The 26,433-nt window shown below is 71.9% G+C and carries 26 protein-coding genes; 9 read left to right on the top strand and 17 right to left on the bottom strand.

Annotation, left to right across the window (positions count from 1 at the left end; genetic code table 11):
* Positions 1-22 precede the first annotated feature (22 nt).
* Positions 23-823 carry an SDR family NAD(P)-dependent oxidoreductase gene (locus J5Y10_RS14285; protein WP_209374692.1) on the top strand — a complete coding sequence of 267 codons (801 nt, stop codon included), beginning with the start codon at positions 23-25 and terminating at the stop codon, positions 821-823.
* 267 nt (positions 824-1,090) lie between these two features.
* On the opposite strand, the gene glk is transcribed toward J5Y10_RS14285, so the two are convergent.
* Positions 1,091-2,032, bottom strand: coding sequence for a glucokinase (gene glk / locus J5Y10_RS14280; RefSeq protein ID WP_209374691.1), 942 nt, complete (start codon positions 2,030-2,032; stop codon positions 1,091-1,093).
* Positions 2,029-2,982: a 1-phosphofructokinase family hexose kinase gene (locus J5Y10_RS14275; RefSeq protein ID WP_209374689.1), complete on the bottom strand. Its 954-nt coding sequence runs from the start codon at positions 2,980-2,982 to the stop codon at positions 2,029-2,031. The genes glk and J5Y10_RS14275 overlap by 4 nt, the downstream gene beginning before the upstream one ends.
* Positions 2,983-3,096: 114 nt before the next feature.
* Between J5Y10_RS14275 and J5Y10_RS14270 the strand changes: the two genes are divergently transcribed.
* Positions 3,097-4,725, top strand: a complete 1,629-nt coding sequence (locus tag J5Y10_RS14270; protein WP_209374688.1) for an NAD(P)/FAD-dependent oxidoreductase — start codon at positions 3,097-3,099, stop codon at positions 4,723-4,725.
* Positions 4,726-4,859: 134 nt separating this feature from the next.
* Positions 4,860-5,069 (top strand): hypothetical protein, encoded by a 210-nt coding sequence (locus J5Y10_RS14265; protein WP_209374686.1) that lies wholly within the window; start codon positions 4,860-4,862, stop codon positions 5,067-5,069.
* A gap of 367 nt (positions 5,070-5,436) precedes the next feature.
* Here the strand turns inward: J5Y10_RS14265 and J5Y10_RS14260 are convergent, their stop codons facing one another.
* The 9 genes from J5Y10_RS14260 to J5Y10_RS14220 form a co-directional block, all read right to left on the bottom strand.
* Complete coding sequence (locus J5Y10_RS14260; protein WP_209374684.1) at positions 5,437-6,318, bottom strand: ABC transporter permease; 882 nt, start codon at positions 6,316-6,318, stop codon at positions 5,437-5,439.
* Positions 6,318-7,253, bottom strand: a complete 936-nt coding sequence (locus tag J5Y10_RS14255) for an ABC transporter permease (protein WP_209374682.1) — start codon at positions 7,251-7,253, stop codon at positions 6,318-6,320. The genes J5Y10_RS14260 and J5Y10_RS14255 overlap by 1 nt, the downstream gene beginning before the upstream one ends.
* Positions 7,253-8,293 (bottom strand): ABC transporter ATP-binding protein, encoded by a 1,041-nt coding sequence (locus J5Y10_RS14250; RefSeq protein WP_209374680.1) that lies wholly within the window; start codon positions 8,291-8,293, stop codon positions 7,253-7,255. The genes J5Y10_RS14255 and J5Y10_RS14250 overlap by 1 nt, the downstream gene beginning before the upstream one ends.
* Positions 8,290-9,276, bottom strand: a complete 987-nt coding sequence (locus J5Y10_RS14245) for an ABC transporter ATP-binding protein (protein WP_209374678.1) — start codon at positions 9,274-9,276, stop codon at positions 8,290-8,292. The genes J5Y10_RS14250 and J5Y10_RS14245 overlap by 4 nt, the downstream gene beginning before the upstream one ends.
* Positions 9,273-10,898, bottom strand: coding sequence for an ABC transporter substrate-binding protein (locus J5Y10_RS14240; protein ID WP_209374677.1), 1,626 nt, complete (start codon positions 10,896-10,898; stop codon positions 9,273-9,275). Before J5Y10_RS14240 ends, J5Y10_RS14245 begins: the two co-directional genes overlap by 4 nt.
* On the bottom strand, positions 10,895-12,442 hold the full coding sequence (pehA, locus tag J5Y10_RS14235; RefSeq protein ID WP_209374676.1) for a phosphoric/sulfuric ester hydrolase PehA: 1,548 nt from the start codon (positions 12,440-12,442) through the stop codon (positions 10,895-10,897). The genes J5Y10_RS14240 and pehA overlap by 4 nt, the downstream gene beginning before the upstream one ends.
* A gap of 155 nt (positions 12,443-12,597) precedes the next feature.
* On the bottom strand, positions 12,598-13,236 hold the full coding sequence (locus J5Y10_RS14230; RefSeq protein WP_209374675.1) for a hypothetical protein: 639 nt from the start codon (positions 13,234-13,236) through the stop codon (positions 12,598-12,600).
* A 75-nt stretch (positions 13,237-13,311) separates the two neighbouring features.
* Positions 13,312-14,325 carry a Bug family tripartite tricarboxylate transporter substrate binding protein gene (locus tag J5Y10_RS14225; protein ID WP_245214714.1) on the bottom strand — a complete coding sequence of 338 codons (1,014 nt, stop codon included), beginning with the start codon at positions 14,323-14,325 and terminating at the stop codon, positions 13,312-13,314.
* 53 nt (positions 14,326-14,378) lie between these two features.
* Entirely contained in the window at positions 14,379-14,813 is a 435-nt protein-coding gene (locus tag J5Y10_RS14220; protein WP_209374674.1) for a type II 3-dehydroquinate dehydratase, read from the bottom strand.
* A 259-nt stretch (positions 14,814-15,072) separates the two neighbouring features.
* On the opposite strand from J5Y10_RS14220, the gene J5Y10_RS14215 reads away from it, so the two are divergent.
* The 3 genes from J5Y10_RS14215 (at position 15,073) to J5Y10_RS14205 (ending at position 18,436) form a co-directional block, all read left to right on the top strand.
* Positions 15,073-15,852: a GntR family transcriptional regulator gene (locus J5Y10_RS14215; protein WP_209374673.1), complete on the top strand. Its 780-nt coding sequence runs from the start codon at positions 15,073-15,075 to the stop codon at positions 15,850-15,852.
* Positions 15,853-16,134: 282 nt separating this feature from the next.
* Positions 16,135-16,983: an endonuclease/exonuclease/phosphatase family protein gene (locus J5Y10_RS14210; RefSeq protein WP_245214712.1), complete on the top strand. Its 849-nt coding sequence runs from the start codon at positions 16,135-16,137 to the stop codon at positions 16,981-16,983.
* 13 nt (positions 16,984-16,996) lie between these two features.
* On the top strand, positions 16,997-18,436 hold the full coding sequence (locus tag J5Y10_RS14205) for a phospholipase D family protein (protein WP_209374672.1): 1,440 nt from the start codon (positions 16,997-16,999) through the stop codon (positions 18,434-18,436).
* Between the two features lie 299 nt (positions 18,437-18,735).
* On the opposite strand, the gene J5Y10_RS14200 is transcribed toward J5Y10_RS14205, so the two are convergent.
* The 5 genes from J5Y10_RS14200 to J5Y10_RS14180 are packed head-to-tail and all read right to left on the bottom strand — an operon-like array spanning position 18,736 to position 22,675.
* Complete coding sequence (locus tag J5Y10_RS14200) at positions 18,736-20,232, bottom strand: LpxL/LpxP family acyltransferase (protein ID WP_209374670.1); 1,497 nt, start codon at positions 20,230-20,232, stop codon at positions 18,736-18,738.
* Positions 20,229-20,537, bottom strand: coding sequence for a 3-hydroxyacyl-ACP dehydratase FabZ family protein (locus tag J5Y10_RS14195; protein ID WP_209374668.1), 309 nt, complete (start codon positions 20,535-20,537; stop codon positions 20,229-20,231). The genes J5Y10_RS14200 and J5Y10_RS14195 overlap by 4 nt, the downstream gene beginning before the upstream one ends.
* Entirely contained in the window at positions 20,534-21,850 is a 1,317-nt protein-coding gene (locus J5Y10_RS14190) for an AMP-binding protein (RefSeq protein ID WP_209374666.1), read from the bottom strand. The genes J5Y10_RS14195 and J5Y10_RS14190 overlap by 4 nt, the downstream gene beginning before the upstream one ends.
* A complete protein-coding gene (locus J5Y10_RS14185) occupies positions 21,843-22,355 on the bottom strand; it encodes a hypothetical protein (RefSeq protein WP_209374664.1) in 513 nt (170 codons plus the stop codon). Before J5Y10_RS14185 ends, J5Y10_RS14190 begins: the two co-directional genes overlap by 8 nt.
* 44 nt (positions 22,356-22,399) lie before the next feature.
* Positions 22,400-22,675 (bottom strand): phosphopantetheine-binding protein, encoded by a 276-nt coding sequence (locus J5Y10_RS14180; RefSeq protein WP_342452920.1) that lies wholly within the window; start codon positions 22,673-22,675, stop codon positions 22,400-22,402.
* A gap of 79 nt (positions 22,676-22,754) precedes the next feature.
* Here J5Y10_RS14180 and J5Y10_RS14175 point away from each other — a divergent pair, with 79 nt between their 5' ends.
* Positions 22,755-23,777, top strand: a complete 1,023-nt coding sequence (locus J5Y10_RS14175) for a polysaccharide deacetylase family protein (RefSeq protein WP_209374662.1) — start codon at positions 22,755-22,757, stop codon at positions 23,775-23,777.
* Between the two features lie 258 nt (positions 23,778-24,035).
* Here the strand turns inward: J5Y10_RS14175 and J5Y10_RS14170 are convergent, their stop codons facing one another.
* Positions 24,036-24,611 carry a nucleotide exchange factor GrpE gene (locus tag J5Y10_RS14170; RefSeq protein WP_209374660.1) on the bottom strand — a complete coding sequence of 192 codons (576 nt, stop codon included), beginning with the start codon at positions 24,609-24,611 and terminating at the stop codon, positions 24,036-24,038.
* 159 nt (positions 24,612-24,770) lie between these two features.
* Here J5Y10_RS14170 and J5Y10_RS14165 point away from each other — a divergent pair, with 159 nt between their 5' ends.
* Together J5Y10_RS14165 and J5Y10_RS14160 are read left to right on the top strand one after the other, a co-directional pair.
* Positions 24,771-25,220 carry a MarR family winged helix-turn-helix transcriptional regulator gene (locus tag J5Y10_RS14165; protein ID WP_209374851.1) on the top strand — a complete coding sequence of 150 codons (450 nt, stop codon included), beginning with the start codon at positions 24,771-24,773 and terminating at the stop codon, positions 25,218-25,220.
* Positions 25,217-26,431 (top strand): multidrug effflux MFS transporter, encoded by a 1,215-nt coding sequence (locus J5Y10_RS14160; RefSeq protein ID WP_209374658.1) that lies wholly within the window; start codon positions 25,217-25,219, stop codon positions 26,429-26,431. Before J5Y10_RS14165 ends, J5Y10_RS14160 begins: the two co-directional genes overlap by 4 nt.
* Positions 26,432-26,433 lie beyond the last annotated feature (2 nt).

Genomic DNA, 26,433 nt, shown 5'->3' with positions numbered 1-26,433 from the left:
TCAAGAAGCAGGATACCAGACAATGGCAGGACGCCTCGAAGGCAAGGTCGCCGTCATCACCGGCGCCGGTTCGGTTGGCCCGGGCTGGGGCAATGGCCGCGCCGCCGCCGTGCTCTTCGCGCGCGAAGGCGCGCTCGTCTACGGTGTGGACAAGAACCCCGCCGCCATGGAGGAAACCGCCGCCCGCATCCGCGAGGAGGGCGGCCGCTTCGCCGCCGGCAGCTGCGACGTGATGAGCAGCGATTCCATCGCCGCCATGGTGCAGGCCGCGCTGGCGGAATACGGCCGCATCGACGTGCTGGTGAACAATGTCGGCGGCTCCGCCAAGGGCGGCCCGGTGGAGATGAGCGAGGAGGTCTGGGACACCCAGATCGACTACAACCTGAAAAGCGTCTTCCTCACCTGCAAGCACGTCCTTCCCGTCATGGTGCAGCAGGGCGGCGGCGCCATCGTCAACACCGCCTCCACCTCCGGCCTCCGCTGGACCGGCGCGGCGCAGGTGGCCTACGCGGCCTCCAAGGCCGGGATCATCCAGTTCTCCCGCGTCGTGGCGGTGGAATACGCCGCCCGCAACATCCGCGTGAACACCGTGGTTCCCGGCCAAATGCACACGCCGATGGTGGAGACGCGCCTGGCCGGCCAGCGCGCGGGCGGTGACGTGCAGGCGCTGCTCGCCGCCCGCGTGAAGCGCATCCCGCTGGGCTTCGCGGGCGATGGGCGCGACACGGCGGCGGCCGCGCTGTTCCTCGCTTCGGATGAGGCGCGCTTCGTGACAGGTACGGAGATCGTGGTGGATGGCGGAATGTCCGTCCGCTGCGACTGAGGCGAGGGGGGAAGAAAGAATTCTTCTCCCAGACCCCAATCATCTTTTTCTTGGGGACTGCTGCGGAATGTGCGGCTTGCGGCTCGCCTCGGGTCCAGGCCCCAGGCGCGGGACTCGTCAGCCCCTTCCGACGCGGGATCAAGGAAGCAATACCACCACATCCGCATCACGCGGCGGCCCGATAGAAGAAGATGACGGGGTCGAAGGCACTGCCTTCGACGGGTCCGGGGAGAGGGAGAATTCCTTCTCCCTCTCCCCGGGACAGCGTCACCCCTCGATATGCCAGGCCGCCCCGCCCAGCAGCCCGGAATGCGGCCGCATCACCTGGGTCACCGGCACGCCCTCCAGATACCCGGCAAAGCGCCCCTTGCCCGTGAACCCCGCCCGCATCGCTTCCACATCGAGAAGCGGCCCGAGATTCCGGCATAGGCCGCCGGTCACGAAGACCCCGCCATCCGCCAACACCGTCAGCGCCAGGCTTCCCGCGGCAGCGCCCAGCACGGAGGAGAAGACCCGCAGCGCCTCCTGGCAGGCCGGGCAGTTCCCCGCCGCCGCGCGGGCGGAGACATCGGGCGGCCCGGCCAGTTCCACGGGCCGGCCCTGCACATCCCCGATGATCCGCGCCAGCTGCAGCAGGCCGGGCCCGGACAGCACGCGCTCCAGCGAGACGTGCCCGCCATAGGTGCCGCGCAGCCGCCGCAGCACCTCCTCCTGCAGGGCATCCTGCGGTGCGAAGGAGGCGTGGCCGCCCTCGCTCGGCAGCACCCGCGCCAGCCCGCCGGCATGGATGAGGAAGGCCACGCCCAGCCCCGTCCCCGGGCCGAGCACCACGGCCGGCGCACCGGGCTTCGCCCCGCCGGGCTTCAGCGCCCGGCACTCGCCCTCCGCCAGATGCGGCACGGCGGAGGCCTGGGCGACGAAGTCGTTGATGATCGCCAGCCGCTCCACCCCCAGCCGCCGCTTCGCGTCGCTGATGGAGAAGCGCCAGGGGCTGTTGGTGAAGGCCACCTCGTCACCCAGTACGGGGGTGGCGACGGCCAGCACCGCCTCCTCCACGCTGCGCCCGGCCAGATAGGCCTCCGCCGCCTCGATCGGGCCTGGAAAATCGGCGCCCGGCAGCTTCGCCTCCCCGTAGGGTGCCGCGCCATCCTCGGACAGGGCGAAACGGGCATTCGTGCCGCCGATATCGCCCACCAGTCGCAGGGTCATGCCGCCAGCTCCCGCAGGGCTTCATCGGGGATGCGCCGCCGCAGCGCTTCCACATCCGCGCGCCTGGGATGGGCCGTGCCGGCACTGGAAACCGCCGCGGCCCCGGCCGCCACGCCCCAGGCGAAGGCCTCCGCCGCCGGCCTGCCGTCCGAGAGCGCCATGGTCATGGCTGCCAGGAAGCTGTCCCCCGCGCCCACTGCCCCCTTCACCTCCACCGGCAGGGCGGGCAGCCGCAGCGCGCCCTCCTCCGTTGCCAGCATCGCCCCGTCCCGCCCCAGCGTCACGGCCAGGATCCCCACCTTGCCGGAGCGAACCAGCTCCACCGCCGCCCGCTGCTGGTCGCCTTCATTCTCCAGCTTGCGGCCCACCAGGGCCTCGAACTCGCCGAGGGATGGCTTGGCGAGCGCGATCCCCCCCGCCTCCACCGCCGCCCGGAGCGCGGCGCCCGAGGTATCCAGCACGAAGGGCAACCCCCGCTTCCCGGCCAGCGCCGCCAGCCGGGCGTGGAAGTCCTCCGGCACGCCGCGGGGCAGGCTGCCGCTGCCCACCATCCAGTCCGCCTCCACCTCCTCCATGGTGGCCAGCGCGGCCTTCCACTCCGCCTCCGTCACCTCCGGCCCTTCCGGCACGAAGCGGTATTCCTGCCCGCTGCTCCGCTCCATCACCGTCTGGCTGATCCGCGTCAGGCCGGAGACGGGAACGCCCCGGTGGGGCACGCCCCCCTCCTCCAGCAGCTCCTCCAGGAAGCGCCCGGTCACCCCGCCGGAGAGCACCACGGCCAGGGCCCGGCCACCCAGTTCCTGCACCACCCGGGCCACGTTCACCCCGCCGCCGCCGGGGTCGTGCCGCTCCTCCGTCGTACGGATCTTGTGGATCGGCCGCACCTTCTCCGCCTCGCAGGCCAGGTCGATGGTCGGGTTCGGCGTCAGCGTGGTGATCAGTCCCGGCATTCCGTTCGATCCACTCCAAAGGCAGGGGGCATATGGGGCAGGGAACGCACGCGGGCCACGGAGGTCGCCGCGCGCATATCATTCGGGGGAAAGCGACCCTATATCCCCGCCGCCATGCTTCGCCTGACCGAGATCAAGCTCCCCCTGGACCACGAGCCGGACGCGCTGCGCGACGCCGTGCTCGCCCGCCTGCGCGTGGCGCCGGAGGAGGTGCTGGACATCACCGTTTTCCGCCGGGGCCACGACGCGCGCCGCCGCGGGGCCATCGCCCTCATCTACACGCTGGACGTCGCCCTGCGGGACGAGGCGGCGGTGCTGGCGCGCCTGACCGGGGAACGCCACGTCGCCCCCACGCCGGAAACCTCCTACCGCCTTCCCCCCGCCCCGCCCGTGCCGCGCCTGCGCCCGGTGGTGATCGGCGCCGGCCCCTGCGGCCTTTTCGCCATGCTGGTCCTGGCCCAGCTCGGCCTGCGCCCGATCCTGATTGAGCGCGGCAAGGTGGTGCGGGAACGCACGCAGGATACATGGGGCCTTTGGCGCCGCTCCGTCCTCACCCCGGAATCCAACGTGCAGTTCGGCGAGGGCGGCGCCGGCACCTTCTCCGACGGCAAGCTTTATTCCGGCATCGGCGACAACGCGAACCGCATCCGCAAGGTGCTGGAGGAGTTCGTGGCCGCCGGCGCGCCGGAGGAGATCCTCTACCTCTCCAAGCCGCATATCGGCACCTTCCGCCTCGTCTCCATGGTCGAGAAGATGCGCGCCGGCATTGAGGCGCTGGGCGGAGAGTACCGCTTCGGCACCCGCGTGGAGGACATCGAGCTCGGCCCGGACCGCGCCCTGCGCGGCCTCCACCTCTCCGACGGCAGCTTCCTGGAGGCGGACCGCGCGGTGCTCGCCATCGGCCACTCCGCCCGCGACACCTTCGGCGTGCTGCACGATCGCGGCGTGTTCATGGAGGCCAAGCCCTTCTCCATCGGCGTGCGGATCGAGCACCCGCAGGGCCTGATCGACCGCTGCCGCTTCGGGCCGCAGGCCGGCCACCCCGTCCTCGGTGCCGCCGACTACAAGATCGTGCACCACTGCAAGACCCCCGCCGCCGAGGGCCGCGCGGTGTACTCCTTCTGCATGTGCCCCGGCGGCCAGGTCGTCGCCGCCGCGTCCGAGCCGGGCCGCCTCGTGACCAACGGCATGAGCCAGTACTCGCGCGCCGAGCGCAACGCGAATGCCGGCATCGTCGTCTCCCTCACGCCGGAGCGCGACTATCCCGGCTCTCCCCTCGCCGGCCTCGCCTTCCAGCGCCACTGGGAGGAGCGGGCCTTCGTCGCCGGCGGCAGCAACTGGAACGCCCCCGTGCAGCGCGTGGAGGATTTCCTCGCTGCCCGCCCCTCCACGCGCCTCGGCGAGGTGATCCCTTCCTACAAGCCCGGCGTCACCCCCACCGACCTCGCGGCCTGCCTGCCCGATTTCGCCGCCGCCGCCATCCGGGAGGCCCTGCCCGCCTTCGACCGCCAGATCCGCGGCTTCGCCATGGGCGATGCGGTGATGACGGGCGTGGAGACCCGGACCTCCTCCCCCCTCCGCATCCGCCGCGACGAGACCGGACAGAGCCTCAACACTCCCGGCCTCTTCCCCGCGGGAGAGGGCGCGGGCTATGCCGGCGGCATCCTTTCCGCCGGCGTGGACGGCATCCGCGCCGCCGAGGCCGTGGCCGCGAGCCTCTCAGCCATCCCCCTGGTGGCTTAGGACCGATCCGGTTTCATCCATCTCGTGGATAGCTGCCATCCACGCGCTGCGTTGGTATTCCCGAACCCCCGGGCGCATCTCTCTGTCAACGAAGGGCGGCACCTCGTCGCCCCATCGACCCAGGACATGCAGTCATGATCAACCTTCGCACCATCGCCCTCGCCGCCGCCCTGATCGGTTCCCTCGCCGCCCCGGCCTTCGCCGACCAGGAGCGCGTGCCCGCCGGTGCCACCGCCTCCAGCGCCTGGACTCAGTCCGGCAACCGCACCCCGCTCGCCGGCGGCTCCGGGCAGACCATGCTCGAGATGAGCGGCGCCACCGGCGGCGGCGGCCAGCACAGCTGAGCCATCCGCTCCGGGCCTGATCCCGGGTCGAACGCAGCCCCAGGACCGATCGGTCCTGGGGCTTTTCGCATTCCGGGGGTCATCTCCTGATGGGCTCAGGACCAGGGGGCGCCGCCCCCTGGAACCCCTGCCAGGGGGCTGGTTGGACCTATAGGTCCAACCCTGGACCTGCATCGGGCAGCCGCGGAACTGACCTGATATGTCAGCCCTTGGGATCGGGCCTGATCCTGCCCTTGCAGTCGCCACGGCTCCACGAGCCGAGGCGCACCATCAGGCGAGCAATCCCAAAGCCTAGAGAAAGATGATGGTGAGGGGTCCGGGGAAGGATCCCTCCTTTCTCTCCCCGGGACTGACCACCCCCAAACAATCAGCGCAGCGTCGGATCCAGCCGATCCCGCAACCAGTCGCCGAGGAGGCTGACGCAGAGCGTCGTCAGCACGATCACCGAGGACGGGGCGAGCAGGATCCACGGCGCCCGCGTCAGGTATTCCCGCCCGTAGCCGACCATGTTGCCGAGCGAGGTCATGGGCGGCTGCACGCCGAGGCCGAGGAAGGACAGGCCGCTCTCCAGCAGGATGATCTCGGGGAAGGAAAGGGTCATGGAGACGATGAGGGTGGAGGCGATGTTCGGCAGCACGTGGCGGCCGTAGACGCGCCAGGGCGAGGCGCCGAGTCCCTTCACCGCCGCCGCGTAGCCCTGCGAACCCGCGGAGACGGCGAGACCGCGGGCAATCCGGGCGTAGCGTTCCCAGCCGTGCAGGCCGAGCAGGCAGATGAAGAGGGGCAGGGAGTTCCCGAAGAAGGCCAGCACCGCGAGCGCCAGGATCAGGAAGGGCATGGAGGCCTGGAAGTCCACCAGCGCCAGCACGGCCTGCTCCACCACCCCGCGGAAGTGAGCGGCGAGGAAGCCGAGGGAGACGCCGAGGACCGCGGAGATGACGGTGGCGCCGAAGGCGATCAGCAGGCTCATGCGGATGGAGGCGATGAGGCGGGAAAGGACGTCCCGCCCCAGTTCATCCGTGCCCAGCGGGTCGACCCATTCGCCGCCCATGCCGATCGGGGGCGTCAGCCGGTTCTGCAGGTCCAGCGCGGTGTAGGAGTAGGGGCTGACCAGATCCGCCGCGAGGGCGGTGAGCAGCATCAGCAGCAGCCAGGCGATGGCGAAGATCACCATCCCCGGCAGACGGGCCCGCTTGCGGGCGGGCGGGGCGGAGGCGGCGGGGACGGCGTCCAGAGGGATGTCGGACATCAGGCGGTGGCTCCGCGCGGCGCGGCGCGCAGGCGGGGATCCAGCGCGCCGTAGAGGAGATCCACGACGAGGTTGGCGGTCACCATGGTCGCGGCGACGAGCAGCAGGATGCACTGCACCACCGCCAGGTCCCGGTTCGCGACGGCCACCACTAGCAGGCGACCGACGCCGGGCCAGGAGAAGACGCTCTCCACCACCACCGCGCCGGCGAGCAGGCTGCCCACCATGAAGCCGATGATGGTCACGGTGGGGATCGCCGCGTTGGGCAGGGCGTGGCGGCGCACGGCGACGTGCCAGGGCACGCCCTTGGCCAGGGCGGTCCGCATGTAAGGCTGGCCCAGCACCTCCAGCATGGCGGAGCGGGTGAAGCGCGCCAGCACGGCGGCACCGCCGATGCCGAGGGTTATCACCGGCAGCACGGCGTGGCGCCAGCTCTCCTGCCCGCCGGAAGGCAGCCAGCCCAGCGTCACGGCGAAGACCAGCACCAGCACGAGGCCCAGCACGAAGGAGGGCACGGTGAAGCCCGCCACCGCCAGCAGCATCACCGCCCGATCCGCGAAGGAGTTGCGGTGGAGCGCGGCATAGACCCCGGCGGGGACGCCGAGGCCGATCTTGATGAGCAGGGCGGGGATGGTGAGCGCCAGGGTGGCGGGAACGCGTTCCGCCACAAGCTCGATCGCCGGGCGGCCGTCGCGCATGGACTGGCCGAGGTCTCCGCGGAAGATGGCGGCGAAGTAGCGCAGGTACTGCTGCCAGATCGGGTCGTTCAGGCCCCAGGATTCGCGGAAGGCGGCCACGGCCTCGGGCGGCGCGTCGGCGGACATGATGAGCAGCGCGGGATCGCCGGAGAGGCGCAGCACCACGAAGGCGAAGGTGACGACGAGCACCATGGTCAGCAGCGCGCGGGCCAGGCGGATGCCAAGGAAGCGAAGCATCAGGCGTTCATCCGTTCCGGCACGGGCTGCGCGATGGCGGTAGGCACCGCGCCGTCATTGGCCGCCACGTCGCCATGCGCGACGTGGCAGGCCACCAGCCGCCCATCGGAGGCGCGGCGCTTGAGGGCCGGGACCTCGCGCGCGCAGAGCGCGGCGGCATCGGCGCAGCGCGGGTGGAAGGCGCAGCCCGGCGGCCGGGCGGCGGGGTTGGGCGGATCGCCGCGCAGCACGATGCGCCCACCCTTCCGGCCGGGATGCGGGATGGCGGAGACGAGGGCCCGGGCATAGGGATGCGAGGGGGCGTGCAGCACCTCGTCCGGCTCGCCCTCCTCCACCACGCGGCCCAGATACATCACGGCCACACGGTGGCTCATCTGCCGCACGGCGCGCAGGTCGTGCGAGATGAAGAGAAGGGCGACGCCGCTGCGCGCCTGCACCTCGGCCAGCAGGTTCATCACCTGGGCCTGGATGGAGACGTCGAGCGCGGAGATCGGCTCATCGCAGACCAGCAGGTCCGGGCCAGTGGCGAGCGCGCGGGCGAGGACGGCGCGCTGGCGCTGGCCGCCGGAGAGCTCGTGCGGATAGCGGTCCGCGTGGTCGCCGCGCAGGCCGACGTCCCGCAGCAGCGCCTCCACCCGGGCGGGCCGGTCGGCGCGGGTGCCGATGCCGTGGATCTCAAGCGGCTCCGCCACCTGGGCGCCGATCGTCAGGCGGCGGTCCAGGGCGCCGAGCGGGTCCTGGTACACCATCGCCATGCGCGCGCGCAGGCGGCGCCATTCCGGGGTGGCGGGGGCAGGCATCCGCTCGTTGCGGAAGGCCACACCGCCCTCGTCCGGCATCTCAAGCCCCAGCACCATGCGGCCGGTGGTGGACTTGCCGCAGCCGGACTCGCCCACCAGGCCGAGGGTCTTGCCGCGATGCAGGGTCAGCGAGACGCCGTCCACCGCGCGCTCCTCCGCCGGGCGGCCGAACAGGCCGCGGCGCATGGCGTAGCGGCGCACCAGGCCTTGCGCGTGCAGAAGAGGTTCGGTGTCGCTCATGCCAGGGCCAGTTCAGGGGTGCGCTCGGGCTCGACCGGGCGGATGCAGGCGGCGCGGTGGGCGGGGGCGACGGGAATCAGCGGCGGCACCGCCCTGTCGCAGGCGGCGACATGGCGTGGGCAGCGCGGGGCATAGGGGCAACCGGGGGGCATCGCCCAGGGCTCCGGCACCCCGCCGGGGATGGCGGCCAGCGGGCGGCGCGGGCCGTCCATGGGGGGCAGCGCCGCCAGAAGCCCGGCAGCGTAGGGATGGGCGGGGGCAGAGAAGAGCTCGGCCGAGGCCGTCTCCTCCACGATGCGCCCGGCATACATGACGAGGACCCGGTCGCAGGTCTCCGCCACCACGCCGAGGTCGTGAGAGATGAGGACCAGGGCCATTCCGGTGTCGCGGCGGATCTCGGCCAGCAATTCCAGGATCTGGGCCTGGATGGTCACGTCCAGCGCCGTGGTCGGCTCGTCCGCCACCAGCAGCTCCGGCCCGCCGGCCAGGGCCATGGCAATCATCACGCGCTGGTTCTGCCCACCGGAGAGCTCGTGCGGGTAGGCGTCCAGGCGCCGACGGGCATCGGGCATGCCCACGCGGTCCAGCAGCCGCCGCGCCTCCTCCTTCGCCACCGCGCCGTCCATCCCCCGGTGTAGGCGCAGGGCCTCCGTGATCTGGCGGCCGATGCGGTGCACCGGGTTCAGGCTGCTGGCGGGGTCCTGGAAGATCATCGCCACCCGGCCGCCGCGCACGCGGTCCAGCACGGCGGGGGCGGCGTGCAGGATCTCCGCCCCGTCCAGCCGAACGCTGCCCGTGACGGCCGCCTTGCCCGGCAGCAGGCCGAGGGCGGCGAGCCAAGTCACGGACTTGCCGCAGCCGGATTCGCCGACCAGCGCCACCGCCTCGCCGCGCCCCACCAACAGGTCCACGCCGCGCAGGGCGGGGATGCCGTCGAAGGAGGCGGTGAGGCCGCGGATCTCGACCAGGGGCGTCGTGGTCAACCCCAGTTGCCCTGGCGGAAGTCCATCGCGAAAGCGGGGGCGGCGCGCCACTTGATGTCCTTGCGCTTGGCCGTGAAGGTCGCGTTCTGGTGCAGCACCGTGTAGGCCGGGTCCTCGCGCTCGCAGATCTCCAGCATGCGGCGGAAGGCGCGCTTGCGCTCCGCGCGGTCGGTGGAGGTCTCCAGCAGGACGGAGAGGCGGTTGCTCTCCTCATTGGTCCAGATGCCGACCTGCTGCGGCTGCCCGTTCGGGCCCCACTGGTTCACGTTGCAGGACACGGGATCATTGAAGGGCGCGCTGGCCGACCAGTCATAGACGCCGCGGGAGCCGTTCCGATCGAGGATCTGGCTCCAGTTCTCCTTCATGTCGATCTGAACGTTCAGCCCGACCGCGCGCCACATCTCCACCAGCACCTGCGAGGTCGGGGTCTGGTTAATGTAGTAGTTGTTCAGCAGGCGGTAGGGGATCGCCTCGCCCTTGTAGCCGGCCTCGCGCAGCAGGTTGCGGGCGAGGGCCGGGTCATATTTCGGCGCCTCCCAGTCGCTGACGTACATGTCGCCGTAGTACTCGAACTGCAGTCCGCGCGGCACCACGGTGCGGCCGCCCCAGAGGCTGTCCACGATCGCCTTGCGGTCGATGGCATGGGTCAGCGCGCGGCGCACCCGGGCGTCGCGCAGCGCGGGGTTATTCTTGTCCATCACGGAGATGCGGTGGTTCAGGATGGTGCCGCCCTGCACCTCGTAGGCACGATCGCGCTCGATGCCGCCGATCTGGTCGGGCGGGATGTCGCAGGCGAACTGCACCTCCCCGGTGCGGAGCGCGTTGATGCGGGCGGAGACCTCCGGGATCTCCAGGAAGCGGATCTGGCGCAGCGGTGGGCGGCCGCCCCAGTACTCGTCATGCGCGGCAAGGGTGAGGGAGTGGTCCGGGCGGAACTCCACCACCTTGTAGGGGCCGGTGAGGACGGGCTTGCGCGCCCAGTCGAACCAGCCCTTCGCTTCCTGATAGGCGCGGCGGGAGATGATCTCGCTGCCGAAGCGCGACAGGCGGCCTTCCAGCGTCACGTCGGGGGTGGCGTTGTGGAAGCGCACGGTGCGGGCATCCACGACCTCCACCCGCTCCAGCGCCGGCCAGGCGCGGCGCGCCACGCCCGTGACCTCCGCCGGCAGCTCGCGCTGGGCGGGGGACGGGATGGCATCGCCGCGGATGGAGATGGTGCGGCCCTGCGCGGTGGGCAGGGTCTCGCCGAACATGCGCTCCCGCCCGAAGGAAAAGGCCACGTCCTCGGCCGTCATCACGTCGCCGTTGTGGAAGCGGACGTTCTCGCGCAGCGTCAGCTCTACCACGCTGTCGCTGATGCGGCGCCATTCCGTGGCCAGGCCCGGCACGGTCTTCATCTCGTTCAGCCAGTCACGGCCGATCAGCCCTTCCCAGAGGGAGGAGAAGAAGATGCGCTCGCCGACGTTGGACTGCTCGCGCAGCACCTCCAGCGTGTTGGAGTTGCTGATCTTCTGCACGGCGATGTTGATGGAGGGCCGCTGGTCGGACTGGCCGATGGCGAAGCGCGGGAGCGCCGCGGCAGCGGCTGCGCCCAGCAGCAGGGGACGGCGGGACAGGATCACGGGGTTCTCTCCTCGAGGCCCTTGGGAGTGGCTCGGTAGTGGGTCAGGGTGCGCTCGGCATGGCGCATGCGGTGAGACAGGGCGCGCTGCGCGTAGTCCCGCACCACGCCGGCATAGGCTGGGTCGTCGGCCAGGTTCGTGAAGCCGTGCGGGTCGTTCTCCAGGTCGAAGAGAAGCGGCGGCAGCGCGGCGAAGTGGACGTATTTCCAGTTCTCGTCCTGCACGACGAGGAGGGAGCAGTCGTCCATGTGCAGGCCGAGGCTGTCCTCCGGCCGGGAATAGAAGACGTCGCGGAAGTCGTACTCGTAGAACAGGTGGTCCCGCCAATCCGCGGGCCTCTCCCCCGCTACCAGCGGCAGCAGGGAACGGCCGTCGCAGGCGCGGGGGGCGGAGCCGCCCAGCCAGTCCAGGATCGTGGGCATCACGTCCACGCTCTCGGTGAAAGCGCCCTCGATGCGGCCCTGCGCGCCCGCGGGGGCGTCCGGGTCCTTGATCACCAGCGGGATGCGGAAGCTCTCGTCGTGATAGCCGACCTTGCCGAGCAGGTAGTGGTCGCCCAGCTGCTCCCCGTGGTCGGAGGTGAAGATGACGAGCGTGTCCTTCCACTGCCCCGTCTCATCCAGATGCGCGATCACCTGGCCCAGCGCGTCGTCCACCTCGGAGATCATGCCGGAATAGGTGGCGCGCATCTGCGCGACCGCGCCCGCATCCAGTTCCGTCGCCGCGCCGCCCGCGCCGTGAAAGAAGGAGCCCTGGCTGATGCCGCGCAGATAGAAATCCAGCAGCGGGTGCTGCCGCGCCTCCTCCTGCCAGGTGTCGCGCCGGTGCAGGGGCGGCATGTCCTCCGGCCGGTACATGGCGTGGTAGGGGGCGGAGGCGATGAAGGGCGGGTGCGGGCGGTAGTAGCCGAGGTGGAGGAACCAGGGCTTGCCGTTGCGGCCCTTCAGGTAGGTCAGCGCCCGCTCCGTGAAGTAGGCCGTGTCCGACAGCGCGGCGGGGATGCGGCTGGGGCGGGCGGTGGCGCCGGGCACGGCATCCTCCCCCTCCGGCAGCCAGATGTCCTCACGGTTCGGGGGAAGGGCGTAGCCCTTCTGGGACAGCCATCCGAAATACCCGTCCATCGTCGGCTCGAAGGCGCCCACGGCGCGGAAGCCGTCCATCAGGTCGCCCAGCGTCGTGAAGCGGGGGTCAAGCGCGCCGGTGGTGCGGGGATCCGGCGTGGTGGTGGTGTAGCCGATCAGCGCGGGGTCGTAGCCGATCCGCCGCAGCTCCTTCGCCAGGTTGGTGTGGCGGGCATCCAGCGGCACGGTGTTCTGCACGGCCCGGTGATTCATCAGGTACAGCCCGGTCAGCAGGCTGGCGCGGGCCGGGCCGCAGGGCACGGTGTTGGTGACGTGGTTGCGGAAGGTCACGCCCTCCCGGCAGAGCCGGTCCAGGTTCGGGGTCCGCAGGAAGCCCGCCCCCAGCGCCGGCACGAAATCGGCCCGCCACTGGTCCACCACGACGAGCAGCACGTTACGAGGCTTCGATGATGGGGAAGGCATGCCCGCGGCGGCTCCAGGAACGGCCGGACGCTTACTGCGGGGCCCGCGACACCCATGCTTCAGATTTGTTGTGGTCAGATGACAATCGCGCATCCGGCGTCGCAGGACGCGCCAGGGGCGCGACGGACGGGCCGATCAGAACGGGTGCGGCAGCATCAACCCGCGTCGCCGCGAAGCATGAAAATCGCCGAGTAGGCGGGCAACTCCGTTTCGGCGCCGAGGGCGGCGATGGCCTCGCCATGCTCCAGCATCACGGTCTGCAGCGCCGCTTCGTCCGTCGCCTCGATCAGGAGCAGGGCGGCGAAGCTTCCGTCTCCGCCGCGCAGCGCCTTCTCGTTCGTCGGCACGTCGGAGCCGGCCCGGTCCACCGCGAGGAGCCGCACGGCGCAGACCCGGTCCTCCGCCGCGATCGCCTCGAGGGGGACATCGTCGGATACCGCGTGCGGGAGGCGCAGGGCCAGGACGTGCCCGCCCTGCCCCATGCCGAGCGCGCGCACCACCTTGCCGCCGCCGCGCGCGAAGTTCCGCAGCTTCGGCATGGTCCGGCTGGACCAGGGCGTGGGATCGTTCAGACGGGCCAGATAGGCGTCGCTCGTCAGCACCGATGCGGAGGAGAGGTCGTAGAGGATCAGGTAGCGGCGCAGATCGGCGAGGCCGGCGCGGAACACGCGCACGCCTTCGAAGCCGGGGATGCCCACCCGCTCCGCCGTGTGCTCGCGGGTCAGCCAGTGCAGGTAGTCCGTCTCTCCGTCCGGATCGACGTCGCTCCAGATCGCGAGCATGCCGGTTGCCATGATGCGCAGGTCCCCCAAGTCATCGGCCGCAGGATTCGGACGGCGAGCGCGGGTCGCGCCGGCCATGGCCGCCGCCTACTCCATCTTGATGTTGCGGCGGCGGATCAGGTCGCCCCAGCGGCGAGCCTCCTCCGCCTGATAGGGCGGGAAGGCCTCGGAGGTGCCGGCGTAGATGTCGATCGAGGCGGCATCCAGCCGCGCCTTCACCTCGGGCGTCGCCAGGATCTTCCGCGCGGCGTCGGAGAGTTGCGCCACGATCGCGGGCGGGGTGCCGGCGGGCGCGAAGAAACCGAAGTCGTTGGTGGCGCGGTAGCCGGTGAGGCCGCACTCGGCGAGGGTGGGCACCTCGGGCATCTGCGGGCTGCGCCCAACGCTCGTCACGGCCAGCGCGCGCAGGTCGCCCGACTGGATGTAGGGAATGGCGGTGACGGTATCGATGAAGCCCATCGTCGTCTCCTTCGCGATGACGGCCTGCACCTGTAGCCCGCCGGAGCGGTAGGCGACGTGCAGCATCTGCGTGCCGGACATGTCGAGCATGAGCTCGGGCGCGAGATGGGCGATCGTGCCGGCGCCTGCGGAGGCGTAGGTGAGCTTGCCCGGCTGCGCCTTCGCCGCCGCGATTAGCTCGGCATAGGTGTTGATACCGCTGGAGGAATGGACGCAGACGAACATGGCGTTGCCGGCGAGAAGGCTGATCGGCGCGAAGCCATGGTCGCTGTCATAGGGCAGCTTGTCGAACAGGAAGGGCGCGAGCGCGAAGGTGCCGGTCGGCGAGACGCCGAGGGTGTAGCCGTCCGGCCGCGCGCGGGCCACGGCGCCGTGGCCGACGGTGCCGCCGCCGCCGGCGCGGTTGTCCACCACGAAGTTGCCGTTCAGCCCGGTGGACAGGTACTGCGCCATCAGCCGCGCCACGAAGTCCGTGGAGCCGCCCGGCGCGAAGGGCACGATGATCGTGACCGTCCGGTTCGGATATCCCTGGGCCTGGGCATGGGCGCCGCCGGTCCCGAGCGCGGGCAGGGCGACGGCCCCGATCCCGGCCAGCAGCGCGCGCCGGCGCATCGGCGCGGCCTTCGTCGGATCCTCTCGCATCGTCACTCTCCCTCTCTCTTCTTGTGCTGGATTCAGGGACCGCGGGCCGGACTTCAGCCCAGCAGGTCGTGCATGGAGCGGATCGCCGTCGCGTAGCCCCGCGCGCCAAGCCCGGCGATGACGGCCGTCGCGACCGTCGAGACGAGCGAGCGGTGGTAGATCGCGTCGCGCTTGTGGATGTTGGTGATGTGCAGCTCGATGATCGGGCGCCCGAACATCTTCAGCGCGTCGAGCACGGGGATCGAGGTGAAGGTCAGCCCGGCGGGGTTGATGATGATGCCGGCGGCGTCACCGTCCGTCGCCTCGTGGATCCAGTCCACGAGCTGGCCTTCCCAGTTCGTCTGCCGGAAGACGATCGCCGTGTCCCCGGCCGCCTCGCGGCACATCGCTTCGACCTCGGCGAGGGTCGTGTGCCCGTAGATCTCCGGCTCGCGCTTGCCCAGCCGGTTGAGGTTGGGCCCGTTCAGGACGTGGATCGGCCCGGTCACGGCAGATGGACCGCGTGCCGATAGCTCTTCCGAAGGACGCGGCGGGCACAGGTCCCCCGCCACGGATTCCTGTTCCGCAAGTCCGTCATCCCCCTTCGCGGCGCCCATTCCCGGGCGCCGTCCCAGGGAATGGGTAGCAGCATCGTTTCGCGCGTTCAACCGATGAAAGAGCGATCCTCTGGTTTATGTGCGATCACCCGCCAGTAACCGGCTTTGCTCCCGGACCGCGCTGAGGCAACCTGTAGGGAGGAGGAAGTCCTTGGAACGCGAAGTCCCATCAGCCCCGGACGAGGCGACGGTCAGCGAGACGGTCTATCGCCGGATCCGCGCCGACATCGTCTTCGGGCGCCTCTCCCCCGGGCAGAAGCTTGGGCTCGACCGCATGCGCGCCACCTACGGCGCCAGCATCAGCACCCTGCGCGAACTGCTGAGCCGCCTGGCCTCGGAAGGCCTCATCGTCGCGGAGGGGCAGAGGGGCTTCGAGGTGGCGCCGGTCTCGGCGGAGGATTTCCAGGAGGTCACCTCGCTCCGGCTCCTGCTGGAAGCGCACGCGATGGAGGGGTCCTTCGCGGCCGGTGGGCTGGACTGGGAGGGCGGGGTGGTCGCGGCCCACCACAAGCTTGCGGCCCTGGAACGCCAGCTCCTCGCGGGGGAGGAGGCCGATGTCGAGCTCTGGAAGCGCTACGACTGGGAGTTCCACCGCGCCCTGATCGCGGCCTGCGGCTCCAGGGCCCTGCTCCAGGCGCATGCGGCCATGTACGACCGCTATCTGCGCTACCAGATGGTGGCGGTGGTGTTCCGGGGCACCGAGGCGGCGGAGGAGCACCGCCGCCTGCTGGAGAGCGCGCTGGCCCGCGACAGCGTCACGGGCCGTCAGGCCCTGGCCGAGCACCTCGACAATTGCGTCCAGCACGTCCTGCGGAGCGGGGCGCTGGAGGGCTTTGCCCGCGGGCGGGCCACTGATACGGCCGCCCGTCCGCCGGGCTCCGCCGCGCCCGCGCGCAAGCCGGCGCGCAGGGCGGCTCAGAAAGCGCTCTAGCCGGCCGGGCATGGGGCGGTGCCGGAGAGGTGACCGCCCTGCTGCCGCACCAGCCGGCAGGGTGGAAGGCCGGGGGGGGAAAGGGCGCGAAAGGGGCGGCACGGCTGGGCGCAGGCGCCTTCGTCCGGTAGACTGCAAGGGATGGCGGCGCGGGCCTGATGGCGCGGGGCGAAGGACGAAATGGGCCCCGGCCGGGGGGCCTGCCTTGGACGGAAGCCCCTCCGCTCCCATCTCGGCCCCTCCCCAGGGTGCTACGGCGCGCCCCTTCGTCACTGAGGCAGGATGATCCCTTCCACCGTGCGGACCACCCCCGAGCTGCGGGCCATGCGGCCCCGTGTCCTTGCCCTGCTCCGGGGGCGCCGCAGCGCCACGGCGGGCGAAGCCGTGCCCCTACGTCCCGGGGATCTCACCATCGGCTCCTACAACGTCCACAAGTGCGTCGGCACGGACCGCCGCTTCGATCCCGCCCGGGTGGGTGAGGTGATCGCGGAACTGGACGTGGACATCCTCGCCCTGCAGGAGGTGGACCGGCGCTTCGGGCACCGCGTGGGCCTGCTGGACATGGCGGGGATCGAGCGGCGGACCGGGTTGCGCCATGTCCCCCTTTCCAGCGTGCCGCTGGGGCAGGGCTGGCACGGCAACGCGCTGATGCTCCGCCGGGGCGAAGTGACCCGGCTGCGCCGCCTGACCCTGCCGGGCGGGGAGCCGCGCGGGGCGGCGGTGGCCGACCTGCGCCTGCCCGCCGGGCCGCTGCGCGTCGTCTCCGCCCATTTCGGCCTGCTGCGGCGGCACCGGGCGCGGCAGGTGGCCGCCATCCTGGAAGCGCTGGAGGCGGCGGACGACATGCCGACCGTGATCCTCGGCGATCTTAATGAGTGGCGCCCGGGCCGCCGTTCCTCCTTGATGGCGCTTGAGGGGCGGTTCGAGGGCGTGCGGCCGGACCACGCCACCTTCCCCAGCCGCCTGCCCCTGCTGCCGCTGGACCGCATCCTCGGCCGCCCTTACGGGCTGGTGGAGATGGTGCGCGCCCATGACACGCCGCTGGCCCGCCTCGCCTCCGACCACCTGCCGCTGAAGGCGCGGCTGCGGCTGGCCGCGGTGCACGGCACCGCCCTGGCCAACGCGGCCTGAGGGAGGCCACCTGATGCCCGACGCCACCGGGACGGAGGGGGCCACCACCGCGCCCGCCACCCCCTGGCCGGCGGGGGGCAGCGGCGTGGCGGTGGCGCCGGACGGGCTGGTGGCCTTCGCCGCCCGCTGCCGTGCGGCCCGCGAGGCACAGGAAAGCCTGGACCTCCTCTACTACATCTGGCGCGACGACCTGACCGGCCGCCTGCTGGCGCGGGAGGTGCTGCGGGCCGCAGGCCGCGGCGTGCGCGTGCGCCTTCTGCTGGACGACATGTACGCGCTGGGGCGGGAGCGCGTTCTGTCGATCCTCGACGCGCACCCGCACATCGAGGTCCGGCTGTTCAACCCCACGCGCTGGCGCCGCTTCGGCCAGGCGGGGATGGTCATGGAGATGCTGTTCGGCGGGCGGCACCTGAACCGGCGCATGCACAACAAGGCCTGGATCGCCGATGGCCGCGTGGCGGTGGTGGGCGGCCGCAACGTCGGTGACGAGTATTACGACGCCTCCGGCGCCTTCAACTTCCGCGATCTCGACCTCGTCCTCGCCGGGCAGGCGGTGCGCGACGTGCAGGCCGTGTTCGAGCGCTACTGGCGGCACCCGCTGGCCCGGACTGTGCGGCGCGCCAGCGGCCTGCGCCCGCGCCCCGGTCGCCTCGCGGCCCTCACCCGGCGCCTGGACATGACGGCCGCCGGGGAGAGGGCGCGGCCCTTCCTGGAGGGGCTGAAGACCGATCCCGGCGTGGCGAAGGTCATGGAAGGCGGTACCGACGGCCTCACCCCCCTGCCCCGCGACGCCATCCGCGTGGTCGCGGATTCCCCGGACAAGGTGCTGTCCCAGGCGCCGATGAAGGAGTGCCTCGCCCCCGCGATCCTGGAGGCGCTGCAGGAGGCCCGTCAGGAGGCGCTGCTGATCTCCCCCTACTTCGTGCCGGGCGAGGACGGCATGGCGGTGCTGGAGGGCCTGGCGCGGAAGGGCGTGCGCGTCGCCGTGGTCACCAACTCCCTCGCCGCGACGGACGTGGTGGCGGTGCATGGCGGCTACGCGCGCCACCGCGGCCAGCTGCTGGATGCGGGGATCGAACTCTACGAGCTGAAGCGGTCCGGCAAGGAATCCGCCGGCGTCTTCGGCTCCCGCGGCGCCAGCCTGCACACCAAGGCGCTGGTGGTGGATGGCGGGCACGCCTTCGTCGGCTCCTTCAACCTCGATCCCCGCTCGGCGACCCTGAACACGGAAATGGGCGTCTTCGTCCGCCACGCGGCGCTCAGCGACGCGGTGCAGGAGGAGTTCGCCCGCCTCTCCGACCCGGCGCGAAGCTGGCAGGTGATGCGGGGCAAGGACGGCGGCCTGTGCTGGAACGGACCGGACGGAACCGTGACCGCCGAGCCCGACGCCTCGCTCCGCCGGCGCGCCCTGGCCTGGCTGGTGCGCTGGCTGCCGATCGAATCCCAGCTCTGAGGTGCGGGGCCTGTTCTGATGGGTCCGGAGCCAGGGGGCGCCGCCCCCTGGAACCCCCGCCAAGGGCCTGAGGCCCTTGGATCCCCGTCTGGCTGCCGCCCGCGCCGTCCTGACACGGGGTTTCTGCGTGGGGCACCTTAATCCTGCCCTTGCAGCCGCCTCGGGTCATGGACCCGAGGCGCACCGTCATCCGAGCCAGACCAGCACGAAGAAAAAGATGATGGTGAGGGGTCCGGGGAGAGGAAGAATTCCTTCTTCTCTCCCCGGGACAGACCGCCAGCCCAAGAAGGGCCGTGGCATCACCGCAGCGTCCTGATCTCCATCACCGAAGATTCGTTCCCCACCGTCTCGAACCGCGAGATGGCGCCGCCGCGGCCGTGGATGATCACGCGCTGCACCACCGCCATGACCCGGACGGAGAGGGGCGTGAGATGGATGGTCCAGTTGTCCGGATTGCCCTCGAAGTCGGCCTTCCAGAAGCGGAGCAGGGTGGGGAGGTCGCCGGCGAGGGTGGAGCGGATGGCCTCCACCAGGGCGCGCACCTCCGGCGCCTGCTCCAGGTTCACCTCCTGCCGCTCGCGTCCGTCGCGCTCATACACCACGCGGTTTCCGGAGACGGTGACGCGCTCGGCGAAGGGCTCCACGACCCGCTTCTCCAGGGTGGAGGGGGCCTGCCAGAGGAGGGTGCCGCGGCTGGGCAGGGTGTCGGCGAGCCCGGCGATCTCCTTGCGCTCCTCGAATTCGGCCTCGGTCCGGCGCACGGCGGCCAGGGCGGCCATCACCGCCTCCAGCCCGCCCGGTTGAGCCGATGCAGGGATAGAGGCAGCGAGGAAGGGCAGGCACAGGGCGGCCCGGCGGAGGAGGCGGGGCGCGGGGGCGGCGGGTTCGGACATCTCCTCCCAGAAGTCGTAGAAGTTGAACCAGTTGCCAGGATGGGCGCGGGCCACGCGCTCCAGCGCGGCGGCGTAGCGGGCGGCGCTGGCGCACAGGTCCTCCTCCCGCGTCCGGCGGTTCAGCACCAGGCGGTCGGCGAAGGGCTCGAAGCGGATCTCGTAGCGGCGCGGCCCCTTCCAGATGCCGAAGGCCAGCATCACGGGGGCGCCGAGCACGGCCGCAAGGATATGCGGGCCCGCCGGCATGGGGGCGGGGACGCCGAGGAAGGGCACGATCACCACCCGGTCTTCCCCCACGGCGGGGCGACGGTCGGCCAGGATGCCGACGAGGCCGCCGCGCTCCAGGCACTCCTTCGCCCGCAGCATGGAATCCGGGCGGCCGAGTGGCACCACCAGCCGCGCCTTCTCGGCCGAGAGGGCGGAGAAGACGGCGTTCGCGCGGGCCGCGTTATCCTCGTACATGAAGGCCATCACCTCCACGGGGCAGCCCCCGTGGCCGTTGCCCTCGTCCGCCAGCGCCCGCATGGCGGTGAAGCTGCCGAGATGGGCGCCCAGCAGCACGCAGCCCCGCCCTTCCGCGATGCGGGCGTCCAGCATGTCCAGGCCGGAGGTGGTGATCTCGAAGCCCCGGGTCTCGCCGCGCAGGAGGTAGACGCGGTCGAGCATGGTGGCAGCAAAGGCAAAGTAGGGCCGCCAGAGGTCGCGCCAGCCCGGCGCGCGCCCCAGAGCCCGGCGCTGGAAGCGGCGCATCGCCTCCTTCTGCCGCGCGGGGGCGGAGAGGAGGAAATAGGCGGTGACGGGGAAGAGCAGCGCGTAGGAGAGGTGCCAGCCGGCGCAGCGGGCGATCCAGGCCATGAGCTGCAGCGCCGCGCCGCCGCGCTCGCGCTGGGATTTCCAGCTCACGCCAGCTCGCCCTGGAAGGCCGGGGTGCCGGCGACGCTTCCGGCGAAGGCCAGGCGGCCGGTGGCGGTGCGGCGCAAGGTCAGCTCCACCTCCTCCTCCGGGCCGACGGGGCGCAGGAACTTGGCGGCGGGCAGGCGCGCGGTGGCACCCGGACCCGCGCCTGCCAGCCCGGCGGCCTGCGCTGCTTGCATCACATGATCCAGCAGCACCACGCCCGGCACCACGGGGCGGCCGGGGAAGTGGCCGGGCAGGCAGGGATGGTCCGCCGGCACGCGGAAGCGGGCGGTCCAGGGGCCGTCGCTCACCTTTCCCGTCCCTTCGCCTCGTCGCGCAGGGATTCCAGGCCGCGGCGGGTGATCTTGCCGACGGCGTCGCGGGGCAGGCGGTCCACCAGCACCACGGGGCGGGGCAGGAAGACCGCCTCCACCCGTTGGCGCAGCGCGGCCACGATCTCCCCGCTCGTGCGGCCGGGGGCGACGACATAGGCGGCCAGGCGCGCGGCGGGATTGGCTTCCAGGTCGTCCGGGGCGAGGAAGACGCCGTCCTCCACCCCCTCGATCTCCGACAGCACGCGGTTCAACCCGGCCAGGGAGGCGCGCTTGCCGCCGCGCTTCACCATGTCCCCGCGCCGGCCGAGCAGGCGGAAACGGCCATCGGGTTCCAGTGCCACGAGGTCGGCCAGCGGCACGGGTTCGGGCAGGCCGGGCACAAGGGCGCTCGCGGCCTCCTCCCCCCGCAGCGCCACGCCGTCGTAGAGAGTCCAGGCCTCGCCCTCCACCGTGCGGCGGCTGGCGATGGAGCCCATCTCCGTCGCGCCGTAGATCTCCAGCACGGGCGCGCCGAGCGCGGCTTCCGCCTCCGCCGCCAGGGCCGGGGAGAGGGGGGCGGTGGCGGAGATGAAGGCGCTGGCGCCGCCCACCGTGCCCGCCACCAGGGCGCGGAGCTGGAGGGGCGTGGTCACCACCACGCGGCGGCCCGGCGCGGCGGCCACGGCCTCCGCCACCTCCACCGGGTAGAAGTGCGGGCCGGAATGCACGGCCACCGGCGCGCGCAGCGGCAGCATCATCGTCGTCTCGAAGCCGTACATGTGCTGGGCGGGCACGGTGCCGATCACCGTGGCGGGGTTCCCGGCATCGTCCAGCCCGAAACGGGCGGCAGCGGCCCGCGCGGCGGCGGCCAGGGCGCCCCAGGGCTTCGCGTGCGGTTGCGGCTCCCCCGTGCTGCCGGAGGTGAAGCCGATGGCCGCCACGCGATCCTCGGGGATGGCGAAGTTGGCCCCCTCCCCCTCGCCCCAGGCGCCGGCCGCCACGGCGGGGATCACGGTCTCCACACCGTCCGCGATCGCCACCGTGCCGGGCCAGGCGGCCGCCAGCGCCCGCTGCCGGTGCGGGGAACGGTCGGCCGAGAGCAGCGTGACCTGCCCGCGCGCGAGCGCCGCGCCGAAAGCCACCAGCGCCAAGTAGCGGTCCGCGCAGAGGTTCAGGGCGTAAGGGGCGTCCGGCAGCCGCGCGGCCAGGGCCGCCACGTCGGCCAGGTAGCGCCCGGCCGTGACGGGATCCCGGCCCCGCCATGACAGGACATCGCCGGGGCTGCGGTGCAGAAAGGGGATCTCAGCCATGCCGCGCCACCTCCGCCCGCAGGATGGCGCGGAGCGTCTGGCTGGGCCAGGCGATCCCGCCTTCCGGGAAGCGCAGGCTTCGGACCACGTGCTCGCCGAGGAAAAGGGCCAGCAGGGTTCCCTCCGGCGCCCAGCCGAGATCCGCGCCGCGCAGCGCCGCCACCAGCTCCACCATCGCCAGCCCCGCCATGGCCACCGCCCAGAACAGGGTCAGGCCGCGCGCGTAGCCGGCGCAGGCCAGGAAATCGCGCCGTTCGTCGAAGCGGATGTACTCCGCGATCAGCGGCTGCGCGCCCGGGCGCAGCGTGCGGGCGAAGGCCCAGGCGATGCCGGCATCGGCCAGCACGGGAATCATGGCCTCCGCCTCCCCGACCCAGTCGCCGAGCCCGAAGGGCCAAGCCGAGGCCGGCAGGACCCAGGCGAGGAGCAGGGGCAGCGTCAGCGCCAGGCGCCAAGCCGCCCGGCGCCGCGCGCGCGCCAGCCCCTCCCGCGTCAGGACCGGCATCGGACCCGGCCCCAGCCCCGGTCCCGCAGCCGGACCAGCCATGCTCACCCCGCCCGGTTCTTCTCAATATGAGCGGACAGACTCCGCAGGGAGGCGAAGATCCGCCCGTTCCGCTCGTCGTCGGAGCGGAGCTGGAAGCCATACTTGCGCGAGATGGCCAGCGCCATTTCCAGCGCATCAATGCTGTCCAGGCCCAGCCCCTCGCCGAAGAGGGGCGCGTCCGGGTCGATCTCCTCCGGCTGGACCTCCAGCTGGAGGGCGCCGACGATCAGGGCTGCCACCTCCGCCTCAAGCGCCGTCATCGCAGTCGTCGCACCCACGCGTTCCGTCTCCACCCTGGTCCTGGCAATCACATGCGGATAAAGCACACGGGATGGTGACGCGCCTTAAAAATTCGGCATGACGGCGCATCCTCCTCGCCTCGGCAGGCCGGAAACGAACATCGGCGACGGCAATCCTGACGGTGCCCGCTCGCCCCTGCGGGGAAGCACGTCCGTTTCACATCCGGCCGATGCCCCCGCGTCCCAGCGGGACGCCTCCTTCGCCGGCCTGCCGCGCTGCCTCAGCTTCACCGCGGACATCGAGCCCAGCCCCACCGACCGCACGGGCCGGCGCCATTTGGCCGCCACCTCCGCCCTGCTGGACCTGCTGGACGAGGCCGGGGCGCGCGGCACCTTCTTCGTCCTCGGGGAAGTAGCGGATGCGGCCCCCTGGCTGGTTCGGGACATCGCCGCGCGCGGGCACGAGCTGGCCAGCCACAACCAGACCCACCGCGCCCTGGCCGCGATAGGCCCCGCCACCCTGCGGGAGGAGGCCGGGCGTTCCCGCACCGTGCTGCAGGACCTCTCCGGGCAGATGGTAGCGGGATTCCGCGCCCCGTACTTCTCCCTCACCCCGGACACGGAATGGGCGGCGGAGGTGCTGCGGGGGGCGGGCTACGCCTATTCCTCCTCCGTGCTGCCGGCGCGGTGCTTCCTCTACAACCATCCTTCGGCCCCGGCCCGGCCCTTCGCCTGGCCCTGCGGGCTGCTGGAGCTGCCGGTTCCCGTGGCCGCGATCGGACCGCTGCGCCTGCCGGCCCTGGGCGGGATGTACCTGCGCTACCTGCCGCACTGGGACCTGCGCCGCATGATGGCGCGGCTGGAAGGCCCCCTGGCCTGGACCTACTGCCACCCCTACGACATCGACGCGGCCGAGCCCTTCCACACCAACCGGGAACTCGGCCTGATGAGCAGCTTTTTCCTCTGGGCCAACCGCGGCGTCACCGCCCGGCGCCTGCGGGCCATGCTGCAGGGGCGCGTCTCCGTGCCACTGGGGGAGCGGCTCGACGAGGCCTGGGAGATGACGGACGCGGTGCCGGAGTTAGAGGCCGTGTCCCGCGGCACGGCGCGGCGGCTGCTGGCGATCGCGGTCGGGGGATAGAGGAAGCGCAGGGGCTCTGCCCCTGCACCCCGCCAGAAGCCTGAGGCTCCTGGACCTGCATCGGGCTACCGCGGCAGGGTTCTGACACGGGGTCTCCGCGTGAAGAGCCTGATCCTGCCCTTGCCATCGCCTTGGCTCCCCGAGCCGAGGCGCACCGTCAGCCGCGAGATCCCAAAGCCTAGAAAAAGATGATGGTGAGGGGTCCGGGGAGAGGAAGAATTCCTTCTTCTCTCCCCGGGATGGACCGTCAGCGAAGGATCAGCCCTTCCCGGCCACGACCACCATGGCGGGCTTGAGCAGGCGCCCATTGATCGTCCAGGCCGGCGTCCAGGCCGTGATGACGGTGCCGGGCTCCACGCCCTGGGGGGCGGGCTGCTCGGCCATGGCCTGGTGCAATTCCGGGTCAAAGGGCTTGCCGGAGGGATCCTCGGCCTTCACCCCGTGGCGCTCCAGCATGGCGAGGAAGGCGCGCTCCACGCCCTCGAAGCCGCCGCGCAGCTTGACGATGGGGGAGTCCTCGCCCTCCGCCGTAGGGGGAAGGGCGTCCAGGCCGCGACGCAGATTCTCGGCGGCGTCGGCCACGTCGCGGGCGAACTTCGTCACGGCATAGTTGCGGGCGTCCTCCAGCTCGCGCTTATGGCGGTTGCGGAGGTTCTGCATCTCGGCCTCGGCGCGCAGCCACTTGTCACGCATCGCGGAGAGTTCCGCGGCGATGTCGGGCACGGGAGTCTCGACGCTGGAGGTGCCGGGGGTGGTGCCGGGATCGGGCGTCTCGGGTGCGGCGGTGGCACCGGGCTGGGCATCGACTTCGGAAGGCTTCTGAGGATCGCTCATCGGATGTTCTGGTCTTTCCTGACCCGCATGGGGGCCGTTTCTCGGCGCATCACCTAGGGTCCGTGCGGCGCTGCGGCAAGTTGCGCCGTCCCTGCGGGGCTGTCGGCAGCGCAGGACATGTTGCGTCGCAATAAATCGATGACATACCATCTATTGGCGATGCACACGTCCCCGCGGGCGACCCTGCCCACCCTAATCGCCTCAACCGCGCGGCACTGGCGCCGGGCCGTGGACCGACGGCTGGAGCCGTTCGGGCTCTCCGAGGCCACCTGGCTGCCTCTGATCCGCCTGGCCCGCGCACCGGCGCCGATGCGGCAGAAGGAACTGGCCCTCTCCCTCTCCCTGGACGGCTCCTCCGTCGTGCGGCTGCTGGATTCCCTGGAGGGGGCGGGGCTGGTGGAGCGGCGCGGGGAAGGCACGGACCGGCGCGCCAAGGCGATCGTGCTGACCGAGGCGGGGCGGAGCCTGGCCTCCCGGGTAGAGGAGGTTTCCGCCGCCATGCGGGACGAGGCCCTGGCCGGGCTGACGGAGGAGGAGATCGCGGCGGCGCACCGGGTGATGACGCAGATCATGGCCTGGCTGGCGGACCCGGAGGTGCAGGCGGCATGAGCGACGCGCCCAAGACGCCCCCCAGCAGCCAGAACAGGCCGCAGGTTCCGCTCTGGCTGCTGGCGCTGGTGACCTTCAGCGGCACCGTGGCGATGTACATTTTCGTGCCCGCGCTGACGGAGGCCACCTCGGCGCTGGGCGCCAGCCAGGGGGTGCTGCAGCTCACCATCAGCCTCTACGTGCTGGGCCTCGCGCTCGGGCAGCCCATCTATGGGCCGCTGGCGGACCGGTTCGGGCGGCGGCCCGTGCTGATGGCAGGCCTTTCCCTCTACACCCTGGCCGGGCTGGCGGCGCTGGTGGCGCCGAACGCGGAGACGCTGGTGGTGGCGCGGCTGTTCCAGGCACTGGGCGGCTGCGCCGGCGTGGTGCTCGGCCGCGCCATCGTGCGCGACACCTCCGGCGCGAAGGACGCGGCGCAGCGCCTGGCGCTGCTGAATCTGATGGTCACCGTCGGCCCCGGCCTAGCGCCGCTGGTGGGCAGCGCGGCGGTGGCCACGGCCGGCTGGCGCTCCGTGCTGGCGATCCTGTGCCTGCTGGGGGTCGCCAACCTGTTCTTCACCTGGCGCATGCTGCCGGAAACGGGCCAGCCCGCCGCCACGCCCGCCGCCACCCTGGTGCGGGACTATTTCCGCCTCGCCTCCTCGCCCGTCTTTCTCGGCTACGCGGTGTGCGGGGGCTGCGTGACCACGGCGGGCTACGCCTTCTTCAGCGCCGCCCCCTTCATCTTTCACGAGCTCGGCCGGCCGGCGCATGAGGCGGGCATCGCCCTCAGCGTCCTCGTCGTCGGGATCTCCATCGGGAACTGGCTGGCCAGCCGGCTGATGCGGCGCGGCTCGCTGGACCGCGTGCTGGCCCGGGCCAGCCTGGTCGGGGCGGCCGCCTCCCTCACCTTGCTGGCGGTGGTGCTGACAGGGCACCTGAACGTGGTCTCGGCCATGCTGCCCATGTTCGTCTTCACCCTCTGCGTCGGCATCGCCGGTCCCGCGGCGCTGACCCAGGCCATCAGCCTTAATCCCCGCGTCACCGGCTCCGCCTCCGGCCTCTACGGCTTCATCCAGATGGCGATCGGCGCCCTCTGCTCGGCCCTGGTCGGGCTGGGATCGAACCCAGCCCTCGCGGCGGCGATCGTGCTGACCGGGGCGGGGATCGCGGGGCAGGCCGCCTTCCGGACGGCGCTCTACGGGAAGGGGCGGATCGTGGCGGCGGAGTAGGG

Source organism: Roseomonas indoligenes (assembly GCF_017813365.1).
In the GTDB taxonomy this organism is placed as follows: Bacteria; Pseudomonadota; Alphaproteobacteria; order Acetobacterales; family Acetobacteraceae; genus Roseomonas; species Roseomonas indoligenes.
Note: the sequence above shows the minus strand (reverse complement) of the source record. Positions and strands in the feature narration are given on the sequence as shown.

Coding starts and splice junctions, on each gene's coding strand:
- J5Y10_RS14285 (WP_209374692.1), top strand. CDS start 23: ATGGCAGGACGCCTCGAAGGCAAGGTCGCCGTCATCACCGGCGCCGGT.
- glk (WP_209374691.1), bottom strand. CDS start 2,032: ATGACCCTGCGACTGGTGGGCGATATCGGCGGCACGAATGCCCGTTTC.
- J5Y10_RS14275 (WP_209374689.1), bottom strand. CDS start 2,982: ATGCCGGGACTGATCACCACGCTGACGCCGAACCCGACCATCGACCTG.
- J5Y10_RS14270 (WP_209374688.1), top strand. CDS start 3,097: ATGCTTCGCCTGACCGAGATCAAGCTCCCCCTGGACCACGAGCCGGAC.
- J5Y10_RS14265 (WP_209374686.1), top strand. CDS start 4,860: ATGATCAACCTTCGCACCATCGCCCTCGCCGCCGCCCTGATCGGTTCC.
- J5Y10_RS14260 (WP_209374684.1), bottom strand. CDS start 6,318: ATGTCCGACATCCCTCTGGACGCCGTCCCCGCCGCCTCCGCCCCGCCC.
- J5Y10_RS14255 (WP_209374682.1), bottom strand. CDS start 7,253: ATGCTTCGCTTCCTTGGCATCCGCCTGGCCCGCGCGCTGCTGACCATG.
- J5Y10_RS14250 (WP_209374680.1), bottom strand. CDS start 8,293: ATGAGCGACACCGAACCTCTTCTGCACGCGCAAGGCCTGGTGCGCCGC.
- pehA (WP_209374676.1), bottom strand. CDS start 12,442: ATGCCTTCCCCATCATCGAAGCCTCGTAACGTGCTGCTCGTCGTGGTG.
- J5Y10_RS14230 (WP_209374675.1), bottom strand. CDS start 13,236: ATGGCAACCGGCATGCTCGCGATCTGGAGCGACGTCGATCCGGACGGA.
- J5Y10_RS14225 (WP_245214714.1), bottom strand. CDS start 14,325: ATGCGAGAGGATCCGACGAAGGCCGCGCCGATGCGCCGGCGCGCGCTG.
- J5Y10_RS14210 (WP_245214712.1), top strand. CDS start 16,135: ATGATCCCTTCCACCGTGCGGACCACCCCCGAGCTGCGGGCCATGCGG.
- J5Y10_RS14205 (WP_209374672.1), top strand. CDS start 16,997: ATGCCCGACGCCACCGGGACGGAGGGGGCCACCACCGCGCCCGCCACC.
- J5Y10_RS14190 (WP_209374666.1), bottom strand. CDS start 21,850: ATGGCTGAGATCCCCTTTCTGCACCGCAGCCCCGGCGATGTCCTGTCA.
- J5Y10_RS14185 (WP_209374664.1), bottom strand. CDS start 22,355: ATGCCGGTCCTGACGCGGGAGGGGCTGGCGCGCGCGCGGCGCCGGGCG.
- J5Y10_RS14175 (WP_209374662.1), top strand. CDS start 22,755: ATGACGGCGCATCCTCCTCGCCTCGGCAGGCCGGAAACGAACATCGGC.
- J5Y10_RS14170 (WP_209374660.1), bottom strand. CDS start 24,611: ATGAGCGATCCTCAGAAGCCTTCCGAAGTCGATGCCCAGCCCGGTGCC.
- J5Y10_RS14165 (WP_209374851.1), top strand. CDS start 24,771: ATGCACACGTCCCCGCGGGCGACCCTGCCCACCCTAATCGCCTCAACC.
- J5Y10_RS14160 (WP_209374658.1), top strand. CDS start 25,217: ATGAGCGACGCGCCCAAGACGCCCCCCAGCAGCCAGAACAGGCCGCAG.